The sequence below is a fragment of the Salinivibrio sp. IB282 genome, assembly GCF_001995685.1.
Classification (GTDB): domain Bacteria; phylum Pseudomonadota; class Gammaproteobacteria; order Enterobacterales; family Vibrionaceae; genus Salinivibrio; species Salinivibrio kushneri.
This window is the reverse complement of sequence record NZ_MUET01000037.1, coordinates 1-11598: the sequence shown is the minus strand read 5'-3', so window position 1 is coordinate 11598 and position 11598 is coordinate 1. Positions and strand designations below refer to the sequence as shown.

The window sequence follows — 11598 nt, the reverse complement described above, 5'->3', positions numbered from 1 at the left end:
GACGACAATCGACGCATAATAGAAAGCCAAGCATCAACTTGGCTACTGGGAGAAGATGGGGAGGAGACAGAGGCCGCTGACTCACATGAGGAGGATTCGCTGAGTACTAGTGTTTTTGTCGCTGCGCTAGCATCGGCATTAAGTGACGGTCACCTGTTGCTAACAGGGCTTGGCCGAGGCCCTCACGCCATTGCGGCCAAACACGGTATACGTAAGGGTCTTGTACTTCACCAGGATTGAAGCCCCCGACAAAGGCATCACACATGGCTTTTAGCGCTTTGTCTTGGCCGGTATCACTGTTATCAAAGCCTTTTTTGCCATCTCGGGCTTTTATCCCCGCTCCGACTGAGCTTGGCAGATAGGTAAGCGGCTGATTGAGGCCATGTTGATAATCTTCAACTAGGGCTTGTAAGTGTGCACGCGCGTCATCTTTACTGAGTGGGGCAAACTCGATGGTTTCTTTCACCCCCACCAGCGTACTCGGCACGGCTTCGCCCATCGCGCATTGGCATAAGTGATCGATCCATACCGCAAGTTGATGACGCACGGTCAGATCGCCGCAATGAAAGCGCACCAAGCTGTCTTGATAACGCCGATTAAGCCAACCTTGCAGTTGTACCTCGCCCAACGCAGTAGGGAGGATCAGATTAAGTTCAAGATCGGGGCGCGGCGCGGCGAGCAAAGGCGTCAAGCGTTGGTACATATCACGGATCACCGTAACTTGCGTATCCAAGGTCAATTCGCCAAAGTACGCCAAAGGCAACTTGCCCTTCCCACGCTGTCGAGCCATAAAATCCTGCACACTTTGGGGGCTGTCATCGGTTTCAATAAAGTGCGCTAACAGCTGATCGCGCAGCTGAAAGCGGTGCAAGGTATCTAAACTAAAGGGTTCGAATTCTTCTAACGGCGCTTCTAACTGCTCAAAGAATACTTTCAAGCGGCGTTGGAAAAAGTAGCGCACGGGCAACCGCCAAAAGCGCTGCAATTCAGCCAACTCAATCACAGGATCCTGGTGGCTGTCCGGATCAGGGCTTAACGCATCGCCAATAAATGCCGGCAGTTGCGTCCCTTGTCCTTGGGCGGCCGGTAGCCACTCTTGCGCATAACTGCCACCGTGAGCAAACGCCTGTGGGCTAAAGGGGGTCAGGGGGTGAGTCTGGATAAGCGTCTCTTCCAACCGCTGACGTGACTGGCGTTCGGGTAAGTCGCGGTCACCGGCCAAACAGTAGCCTTGGGTGCAATACTCAAGCAGCTCGGTGACCAGCACCGATGGGACTTTTAAGCTGTTGTCTTGCACTGAGCGACCGACATAACTGATATACAAACGCTGCTGTGCTGACTGCAACGCTTCTAAAAATAGGTATCGATCATCGTCGCGGCGCGAGCGATCTCCCGCCCGCGTGCGACCGACCATCAGATCAAAACCGACGCTGGGCACAGTGCGCGGGTACACGCCATCATTCATTCCTAGCAGGCACACCACATCAAAGGGAATAGAGCGCATCGGCATCAAGGTACAAAAGTTGACCTGGCCGGCTAAAAAGCGCTGGCTGACTCGCTCGTTATTGAGGCGACCATTAAAGTAATCGCGCACCACGGGCAAGGTTAGCGTGTGGGAAAAGGCAGCATCGCTAAGCTGAGTCAGCCAACTGTCTAACTGGGTACGGATCAATTTGACTGCTAACTCTTCATCCCCTTCAATGGCGAAACAGTCATCCAGCATTTGGGTCAACCGCGCCACCCACGTCTTACCATCGCATTCAATCGCCAGTTGTTGCTGGTAGTGAATCAAGGTGTCGATAAACAGCCCTAAACGCCCAGCAAGCTCCGCATTAAGCCCTTGGACTTCATCATAAGGCACGGTGTCTGCAAACAGCCCTGCCTCACTCGGCATCGCATAGCCAAGTAACATACGTTTCAAGCCAAATAGCCAGGTATTCTGATACTGTTCGGGCAAGGCAAATTGGCTRGCGGTGTGGGTATCAAGCCCCCATCGAATACCGGTTTCTTCCACCCACTGCTTAATCTGATCAAATTGTTGGCTGTCGATGGCAAAACGGCGCGAGACCGCCGGCACCTCAAGAATTTCCAACAGCTCCGCCGCACTACACCGACTATCGGGCAGGGTGAGCAGACGCAAAAAGGCGGCTAACACCGGGCTTTCTTGATCGGCGCTGCGATCTGATATGGAAAACGGAATAAAACGCTCGCGAGGCGCATTACCAAACACCGCTTGAATGGCGGGGCTGTAGGCATTGATATCCGCCACCATCACAATCACATCGCGGGGGCTCAGTGATGGGTTAGCCTCAAACATCGCGAGTAACTGATCGTGCAGCACTTCGACTTCGCGCATCGGGCTGTGACAGGCATGGATAGCGATGGAAGCATCGTCTGGCTCGATTTCTGTTTTCGCCGCACTGGTCTCGGTTTGCTTGGGATCACCCGGCTCATTCAAATCCAAAATATCGGCTTGGAGATGATGCAGCAGATTATCGCGGTTGACCTCGACAAAGCCGCTATCAATCTCATTACAAGCCATTTCCGAGAGCAGCAGTAAGTTATCGCGCCCCAGTTTTCCCATCGACGCCAGCAAGCTGTTCCCTACTTCACCGTACTCGGGCTCATCAAGCCCCAGTGCCAATTGGCTGTCGGCGGGGATGTCTTCAATTCGGCTGATTTTATCCCGCGCCAATGCGGCACGTTTAGCCAGATAGCGCTTGTCGCGAATATCGCCCCAATAATAACGGCATGGATTGGTGAACATAAAATGCACCTCCACATGCTCACCTAGGGCTTGCAACGCATCCAGATAGCGTGGCGGAAGCGCCGAGATACCAAACACAAAGACCCGCTCAATATCAGCCAGCCCCTCAGGTTTGTGCTGATGGCTGGTTAAGGTGTCGATAAACTCTTGATACAAGTTAGCGCGATGGTAAGGCGATTGTCCCAGCGCCAAGGTGTGATCGTATAAGCGACGCCACAGTTTTTGCTGCCAAGGCTGCACATCGTCAAGCTCGGGCACCGGTTGCTCTTGCTCCCATGCCAGCACCCACTCGGGGCGATAGACCAAATACTGGTCGAAAATATCGGCCACTTTTTCGGCCAGCTGATAAGCACGCTGCTGATCCTGACTATCTTCCAAATACGCGGCTAAATCAGCGAACTCAGGCGCATCCAGGCAGCTGGGCAGAATATCCATTAGCTTCCATGTCATCGCCTCTTTGTTGAAATCACTGCGCTCAGGCACGCCATCCAACACCCGCACAAACAACTGCCAGATAAAGGTGGCGGGAAGTGGGAATTCGACGTTAGCGACAATCTGCTGCTCGTGGGCGAGTGCCATTTTTAACCACTGCGCCATGCCGGGGCTTTGCACCAGAATAAGTTCTTTTTGAAAAGGGTCAGACAGCGGTCGCTGTTGGATCAGAGAGACCAACAGCGATTTCAACAGATCGAGCTGATTAGAGTGATAAACAGTAAACACAAGGCGCTCACATGGGAAAGACAACTGGCATCGATTGTGGCCGATTGCCGTACTAAGCGCAAATCGCCACCGACACACCGCGACCTCGCACACGACTTGCTAAGCGTGTGATAGCACAGTAAATCGCTGAGCGACTAAACCCGGTTATCGCCCACACTGAAGGCGATCAGCTGGCTGATATGGTTCAATGAACGGCCCGACTCTTGCTGCCACTGATTAAATGCCTGTTGCGCCGCTTGCATCGCCCGCTTGGTCTCTCGGCCGCTATCAACGATTTTGGTCGCGCGCAGGTAGTGCTCGATATCGCGGGTGAACAAGAAGGTGTCCTTGCCCATTCGGCGCAAGGTATAAGCACCGGTATTCCCGCCTAAACGCTTACCGTGTTTTTTTAAATACTGCCATAACCCGACAATATCTTCGCTGGGCCAATCGGCGACAAACTGGCTAAAACTGCCGTGCGATTGCTGCACGCGGTGGATCATTTCCGCGTTGTGCGGAATGGTCATCACCTTGGTAAGGTGACGAATAATCGCTGGGTTGGTGGCTTTTTCTTCCCACATTTCCGGCGGCATCAGCAGCATTTTCTCAATATCAAAGCCCCAGAACACCTCTTCAAATCCGGGCCACTTTTTACGGACCACCTGCCAACTAATGCCCGATTGAAACACCTTCTGACTAAACGCCGCTAACCAGCGATCATCCGGTATCTCACACAAGGCATCATGTTCAAGCGGTGCCACCAGCATATGCTCTAACGCACGTTGACCGCCTTTACGCTCAGCGGCACGTTGATAAATGGTGCTAAATTTTTCTCTCATGTCACAATCATGGCAGGGTCAGTGGACAATGGCCCTTATCCTACTGTATAAAAAGACAGTGAATCAACGAAGAGAGGGTAATTATGGCCGTTATCGTCAAGTACGTGGTCGAACGCGAGGGAGAAGAAAAGATGACATTTACCTCCAAAGCCGAAGCCGACGCCTACGACAAAATGTTAGATATGGCGGATGCGATGTTCGATCTGATTGGAGAGAGCGAACTGGTAGACGACGAAGAAAAGCGTGAAGCCTTGTCGCTATACCTTGCTCAACACAAAGACTCCGTCCTCGAAGCACTGGGTGCCAAACGCAAGGCGGCTAAGAAAAAGCCGGCTAAAAGCGAGACCAAAGCGGACACCAATAGTGACGACAAAGACGCCGACGCGGCCTAATGTTGTGATTGCTGACCCTTTTAACATCCGCGAAAGAGCAAGCCAATTTGGCTTGCTTTTTTATGCCTGTCTCCTGATGTCTATGCATCAATATGAATCGGTGCGCTGACCTGTAAGCATTTTTTCTTTCACCCGCCGTTAAGCGCTTCCAACCACCGCCGCTTGTCTTTAAGATTAAGTGTTTGATGTTTTAAGCCCAACGACACAAGGAGATCTCCCCCAATGGCAAGCTTTGCTCTGGCACTTGGTACCGCCACTCAAAACCAGGACGGTAAAATCATTGAAGCCTATTTCCCGGCGCCCCTGCTTAACCCGAGCGATGATCTGGTAAGTGCCTTAAGTGCGCTAACCGATTACAGCGCCGGTAATCAGGTACTAGCGATTGCACCAGAAACCTGCGCTGCAATCAGTGAAGCCTTCGCCGCCGCTGGCGCGCAAGAGGCAGCTAACTTTGCCAGCAAGGCTCAACAAACCACACAGCCGCTGGTGCTGGTGATCCTCGAAAATGACAGCAAGCCAGCATCGGTTGCAGAAGGCTTTTTGAAGCTACAACTGATCTCGCACCGCTTAGTGAAACCACATGGTGTGGTGCTAGAAGGGCTCTTTGGCCTACTACACAACATTGCTTGGACCAATCAAGGCCCGATTGACTTGCCTGAGCTATCTGAGCGCCAAATGGAAGCACGTCTGAAAGGCGAAACACTGACCGTTGAGTGCGTGGATAAATTCCCGAAAATGACCGATTACGTGGTACCTGCCGGTGTGCGTATTGCCGATACCGCCCGTGTTCGCTTGGGCGCCCATGTCGGTGAAGGCACCACAGTAATGCACGAAGGCTTTATTAACTTTAATGCCGGCACCGAAGGCAAGAGCATGATTGAAGGTCGAATCTCTGCAGGTGTGATGGTCGGTCAAGGTAGCGACATCGGCGGCGGTGCATCGATTATGGGTACGTTAAGTGGCGGCGGCCAGATTGTCGTTTCGATTGGCGAGAATTCACTATTAGGTGCCAACGCGGGTCTTGGCTTCCCACTCGGCGATCGTTGCACCATCGAGTCAGGGCTGTATGTCACCGCTGGCACCAAAGTGACTATGCTCGACGCCGACGGCAACGCCGTAGAAAGCATCAAAGCGCGTGATTTGGCGGGCAAAGCCGATCTGCTGTTCCGTCGTAACTCTAAAACAGGTGCGGTTGAGTGTTTAACCAACAAAAGTGCGGTTGAGCTCAACCACGATCTACACGCTAATAACTAATCAAGCGCTCTTTGAGTTCTTGTCAAAGGCGGCCCACTTGGTCGCCTTTTTTATGCCCACGTTGCTTTAAACTCTATCGCAGCACCGCAAGCGCCAAAAAGCACAAGCAGGTTTGTGGCACATTTTAACCACAAGCGAAAACTAGGAAAATAAACAGGCGCGAGGCGGCCCTGACTGGCGGGTAAATCAGCGTTCGTGACCTCTCCCAACGTAGCATTTTTGGCATTGAGTTCAAGGCTTTTCCGGCCTTTTCGATGTCAGGATTCGCAGGTGCTCACAGATCCTCCTATCGATATCTTTCCCCCCTTTAAACATGAGCTAAKTCACGTTATCAATAATGGAAAGCGGTAATCTGAAGATGAACCTAATACAGGGGAACAAAGAGGAAAGAGTATGAGAGTGGAAATTGCAGGCAAAAACATCGAAATCACTCCCGCCATCCGTGAGCGCATCGAAAGCCGCTTTGAAAAGCTGGCCAAGTGGCAGGTGGCACTCATCAATCCTCATGCTGTGATCAGTAAGGAGCCAAACCACCAGTTCAAAGTAGAAGCCAAAGCTGGGCTACCAGGTTCAACACTGGTTGCCTCTGCCGAAAGCGACGACATGTACAAAGCGATTAACGAGGTGGGCCAAAAACTCGAGAAGCAACTGAATAAGGTCCAACACAAAGGCGAAGCGCGCCGTAACGATAAGTCAGCCGCGACGGTTGCGATGGAAGAAAATCCAGCCGATGAGGAAATCTAACCCTCAGCGCAACACCTAACTCGCTAAACATGTTAGCCCCGCCCTCGCGGGGCTTTTTGATCCTTGACACGCCTGCCTGCGCCCCATATGGTTAATCCATACGCAAACATAACAACACAACGCCCAATGCTGATTCTCGTTCGTTTTTTTCGCTTCTTTTTTATCTCGCCAACGCGGGAGGAAGCGTGCTAAGCCTAATCAGCCTGGCGCACTAACCTCCCAACCGGGAGGTTTTTTTGTATTAGAACAAGGATAATGTATGCCAGACACACCACGCCCACTGGATGAGATACGCACGCGAATAAGCCAGCTTGATCAAGAGCTGCTGACGCTATTGGCCGAGCGCCGTCGCTTAAGCCTAGATGTCGCCAAAAACAAAGTCGCCGTGCAAAAACCGATTCGCGATCAAGCCCGTGAACAAGCCTTATTAGAAAAACTGGTGACCAAAGCGCAAGATCACCAGTTAGATGCCCACTATGTACTGAGTCTGTTTCACACCATTATCGAAGACTCGGTGCTGATTCAGCAGCGCTACCTGCAAAACCTGGCCAACCCAGACAATCAACGTCCAGTGGCACGGGTTTCTTTCTTAGGTAACCAAGGCTCATACTCCTATCTCGCCGCGCGCCAGTACTTTAGCCGCAAGCAAACCGAACTGGTGGAGATGGCCTGTGACAGCTTTAAAAAGGTGGTAGAAACGGTAGAAACTGGCCATGCCGATTACGGTATCTTACCGGTAGAAAACACCAGCTCTGGCTCAATCAATGAAGTGTACGATCAGCTGCAGCACACGCGTTTATCGATTGTCGGTGAGCTTACGCTGCCTATCGACCACTGCCTACTGACTGTCGGCGACCAAGACCCAAGCCAAATTGATACCTTGTATGCCCACCCGCAGCCGCACCAGCAATGCAGCGAATACATAGATACCTTGGGTAACGTGAAGAAAATCTACTGCTCCAGCACCGCTGAGGCCATGCAACAAGTGGCGGATTTAAACCAACCCAATGTGGCCGCGATTGGCCATGCGGCCAGTGGTGAGTTTTACGGTTTAACCGCGATTAAGAGCGAGATAGCCAACCAACAGCAAAATCACACCCGCTTTATTGTGGTGGCCCGCAAGCCGGTTAAAGTGTCGTCACTGACCCCTGCCAAAACCACGTTTATTATGTCGACCTCACAACAAGCCGGGTCCTTGGTGGAGTGTTTAATGGTACTGCGCGAGCGTGGCATCAATATGACCAAGCTCGAATCCCGCCCCGTGCTCGGCAACCCCTGGGAAGAGATGTTTTACGTCGATGTTGAAGCCAATATGGCTAGTGACGTAATGCAAAGCGCATTAGACGAGCTCACTACCCTGACCCGTTATCTAAAAGTGCTCGGCTGCTACCCGTCAGAGACCATTTCCCCCACCGAGGTATCCCTGCCGGACAATCACGAGTAGCCATTAACGTCAAAAGCCCACGATGTGGGCTTTTGCCGCTTTAATCATTATCATATCGCTTAAACCACCGTGTGAAGTCCGTGCTGAACGCCCCCAAAATAGTCAAATTTTCGTTCAATAAGGTCAAAAAACTGACCGTCCTTTTTTTCGTAATAACGAAACAACGCGTAAGCAATCAGATCCGCGAGTTGAATCAATCTTGTTGCTTCAGAATCGATAAAGGCAGGGACTTCTGCCATATTCCTCAGCCGCCCCCAGTCATGACCATCGAGTTTAAACGCTTTAGCCAGCGCCTGAATCGGTGCTTCTTTGCTGCTCTTGTCAAAAAGAATCAAACCTCTTTGAGTATTATTGAAGTGAACATGTTGTCTGGCTAGGAAGTGGTCGAAGCGGGTTACAATTTGTTGAAAGGTATAACGCACCGGATCATTTGGAGAGATGGCACTTTTTCTTACAACCGAGGCAAATATTCTAAACTTACGCCCATCAATTAAGTTAAGTGCCTGTTTGATCGCTTCTAGACGTAACTCTTTATCAAACTTCCGCCAAAAACCTCGGCCCGCAAGCATTGGCGCGCCATGCAGTTCAACAGAATGTGGATCTTGTGGATTAAAGGTTGCCGCAATTTTGTCTAACTCAAGAGAAAGCCAATGTGCTGAGCGTTCAAACACACTAAAGCCTGCAAGAACAAAATGCTCTTGGTCTGCGCCACCTGGCGTGCCGGATTCATCTGCGTACAACAAAAACATTGACGAGTCCCTAAGTTAATAGAGAGTGTCTATGAAGGAGAATATGAGGGAAGGCGGCGGAAAGAGCTCCGCGCTCAGTGCACTGCAATGAGGCAGCACACCATAGATTGTTTCCAACCGCTTAATAACTATATCCCTAAATCATAGGCTCTGCAACGATAGTTCTAACGCGCTTTCGACTGCAGCTCTAGACTCAAACGCGCAACAACCGCACATATCGACTAGAGCAACGAAATAACACTTTTAATCCGCTTACTCTACAACAAAAGCGCGCTTTTCAGTATGCAAACCTGATGAAAAACAGCCTATTATACCATCCATGCGACCCAGTTCTTAGCCCATCATCTTGGTATACACGCTATCTCGTTTTATCTGTGCGGCTCTCCATCTATCCCCTTACAACGGTTAGCCTTAGCTAGGTCGCGGTTCGATGGGTGGCGTCGTTGGCTTGTCGCAACAAGCCTTGGCTTTCTTGTAAAAAGCGTGGGGCATAGTCACCAAACCAGTTTTCCACTTGCGCGAAGGCATCGACAAAGGTGGCTTTGTCGTGTTGTTCAAGCAAATCAATCGCTTCGCCAAATCGCTGGTAAAAGCGCTTGATCATCGCCAGGTTTTGCGGTGAGGACATAATAATATCCGCATACAGACCCGCATCTTGGGCGAACAAGCGCCCCACCATGGCAAGCTCTAAGCGATAAATCGGTGAGCTTAGCGCAGTAAGCTGGTCGAGGTTGGGGTTTTCTTCTGCCAGATGGACCCCGTAAACAAACGACGTAAAGTGGCGCAGCGCTTGGATCAACGTCATGCCTTCATCATGCTCAATGGCACTGATCCGGTTTAACCCGGCGCCCCAGATACGAAATTGCTCGAGCAGCCATTGGTATGACTCAGGATGTCGGCCATCGCAATAAACAATCACCTGCTTGGCAAGGCTGGCCACATCTGGGCCAAACATCGGGTGCAGCCCGACCACAGGCCCTGAATGCGCGGCTAACATCGCTTGTAGCGGACCTGATTTGACGGAAGTGAGATCCACTAATAAGCAATCGTCTGGCAGCTGGGTCAGTTTACTAATGACTGCTTCCGTGACGTCAATCGGCACCGACACCACCACCATACCCGCGTCAGCCAGCAGGGCGTCGGCATGCTCCCAATCCTCTTTATCCAGCACCGCAACCTGATAACCCGACAAACGGAACAAGCGAGCAAATAAGCCACCCAGCTGGCCTTTACCGCCGATGACTACTATCCGGCGTAAATCCGGGTTTAGACACTTAAAGCCAGAGTCGTTTTCACTGCTGTACGACTCGCGCATGGTGCGACGCAGCACATCTTCAATTAAATCCGGTGGCACGCCTTGCGACTGTGCTTCTTGACGACGCGAAGCGAGCATCGCCGCTTCACGGTCCGGTGCATAAATGGGCAAGCCGTGCTGGCTTTTTACCTCTCCCACTTCTGCTACCAGCTCTAAACGGCGCGCGAGCAGGCTCACCATTTGTTTATCGACATCGTCTATTTGATCGCGCAGTCGGCTCAGTTCTGCCACCATGATTTAGCCCTGTTGAATACGTTGTTGAAGAGAGGTTGCCAGCTCTTGGTGAGCATGACGCAGCAATTGTTCGGTAGACGCCCAATCAATGCAAGCATCAGTGATCGATACCCCGTATGCCATTTCATCTTTCGGCAGATCCGCTGATTGGTTGCCAGCGTTGAGGTGACTTTCAATCATCAAGCCAATCACAGAGCGGTTACCTTGTTTGATTTGATGGATCACATCTTCCGCCACCAGCGGCTGACGACGGTAATCTTTGCGTGAGTTAGCGTGGCTGCAGTCCACCATCAGGGACGGGTTCAGTCCCGCGGCTTCCATTTGCTGCTCACATTCGGCGACGGAGACTGAGTCGTAGTTAGTTTGCTTACCGCCGCGCAGGATCACATGGCCGTTCGGGTTACCTTGGGTATTCAATAACGCCACTTGTCCGGCTTGGTTGATCCCCATAAACCGGTGCCCGGACGCAGCGGCTTTCATCGCATTGGTAGCGGTGGCCAGATTGCCATCCGTGCCATTTTTAAAGCCAATCGGCATCGATAGGCCACTGGCCATTTCACGATGGGTTTGCGACTCGGTGGTACGCGCACCAATCGCCGCCCAGCTAAACAGATCGCCAATGTATTGTGGGCTGATAGGATCCAACGCTTCAGTGGCCAGCGGGATCCCCATTTGCGCTAAATCGGCAAGCAGGCCACGCGCTTGTTTTAAGCCTGACTCCACATCAAAGCTGCCATCCAGATGAGGATCGTTGATCAAGCCTTTCCAGCCAGTGGTGGTGCGGGGTTTTTCAAAGTACACCCGCATTACGATAAACAAATGATCGCTCAGCTCATCCGACAAGGCTTTCAGACGACGCGCGTAATCTTTTGCTGCTTCCACATCATGAATCGAGCAGGGGCCACACACCACGAGTAAACGATGATCGCGTTTGTGAATAATATCCGCCACGGTTTGGCGTGCTTGGCTGATCGCCGCACGGGTGCTTTTTTCAATCGGAAATTGCGCGCGAAGTGCTTCTGGCGTGAGCAGAACTTGCTCGTCGCGGATATGGACATTGGTCACCGAATCTTGCTGCATAGCCTTGCCTTAACTTGTTCATTAGGTTTTACACAGACAATACCAGGCTCTATTTTAAAAGCAATATTGAGTGTATTATTT

General features: G+C 51.6%; 9 protein-coding genes. 4 read left to right on the top strand and 5 right to left on the bottom strand.

Annotated features, from left to right (window positions below):
• Positions 1-106: 106 nt before the first annotated feature.
• On the bottom strand, positions 107-3487 hold the full coding sequence (gene recC / locus BZG14_RS09120; RefSeq protein WP_077608582.1) for an exodeoxyribonuclease V subunit gamma: 3381 nt from the start codon (positions 3485-3487) through the stop codon (positions 107-109).
• Between the two features lie 134 nt (positions 3488-3621).
• Positions 3622-4305: a DNA-3-methyladenine glycosylase I gene (locus tag BZG14_RS09115; protein WP_069363498.1), complete on the bottom strand. Its 684-nt coding sequence runs from the start codon at positions 4303-4305 to the stop codon at positions 3622-3624.
• A gap of 83 nt (positions 4306-4388) precedes the next feature.
• Between BZG14_RS09115 and BZG14_RS09110 the strand changes: the two genes are divergently transcribed.
• The 4 genes from BZG14_RS09110 to pheA all read left to right on the top strand — a co-directional run bounded on the left by BZG14_RS09110 (position 4389) and on the right by pheA (position 8139).
• Positions 4389-4697, top strand: coding sequence for a YebG family protein (locus tag BZG14_RS09110; protein WP_077484446.1), 309 nt, complete (start codon positions 4389-4391; stop codon positions 4695-4697).
• A gap of 222 nt (positions 4698-4919) precedes the next feature.
• Positions 4920-5951: a 2,3,4,5-tetrahydropyridine-2,6-dicarboxylate N-succinyltransferase gene (dapD, locus tag BZG14_RS09105; protein ID WP_077484444.1), complete on the top strand. Its 1032-nt coding sequence runs from the start codon at positions 4920-4922 to the stop codon at positions 5949-5951.
• A 393-nt stretch (positions 5952-6344) separates the two neighbouring features.
• The gene (gene hpf, locus BZG14_RS09100; RefSeq protein ID WP_046074133.1) at positions 6345-6695 is read left to right on the top strand and encodes a ribosome hibernation-promoting factor, HPF/YfiA family; all 351 of its coding nucleotides are present in this window, start codon (positions 6345-6347) and stop codon (positions 6693-6695) included.
• Positions 6696-6954: 259 nt separating this feature from the next.
• Positions 6955-8139 carry a prephenate dehydratase gene (pheA, locus tag BZG14_RS09095; protein WP_077608581.1) on the top strand — a complete coding sequence of 395 codons (1185 nt, stop codon included), beginning with the start codon at positions 6955-6957 and terminating at the stop codon, positions 8137-8139.
• A 59-nt stretch (positions 8140-8198) separates the two neighbouring features.
• Here pheA and BZG14_RS09090 read toward each other — a convergent pair whose 3' ends face one another.
• From BZG14_RS09090 to BZG14_RS09080, 3 genes are all read right to left on the bottom strand, one after another.
• Entirely contained in the window at positions 8199-8888 is a 690-nt protein-coding gene (locus BZG14_RS09090; protein WP_077484440.1) for a DUF3800 domain-containing protein, read from the bottom strand.
• A gap of 415 nt (positions 8889-9303) precedes the next feature.
• A complete protein-coding gene (gene tyrA / locus BZG14_RS09085) occupies positions 9304-10437 on the bottom strand; it encodes a bifunctional chorismate mutase/prephenate dehydrogenase (protein WP_077608580.1) in 1134 nt (377 codons plus the stop codon).
• A 3-nt stretch (positions 10438-10440) separates the two neighbouring features.
• On the bottom strand, positions 10441-11517 hold the full coding sequence (locus BZG14_RS09080) for a 3-deoxy-7-phosphoheptulonate synthase (protein ID WP_077608579.1): 1077 nt from the start codon (positions 11515-11517) through the stop codon (positions 10441-10443).
• Positions 11518-11598 lie beyond the last annotated feature (81 nt).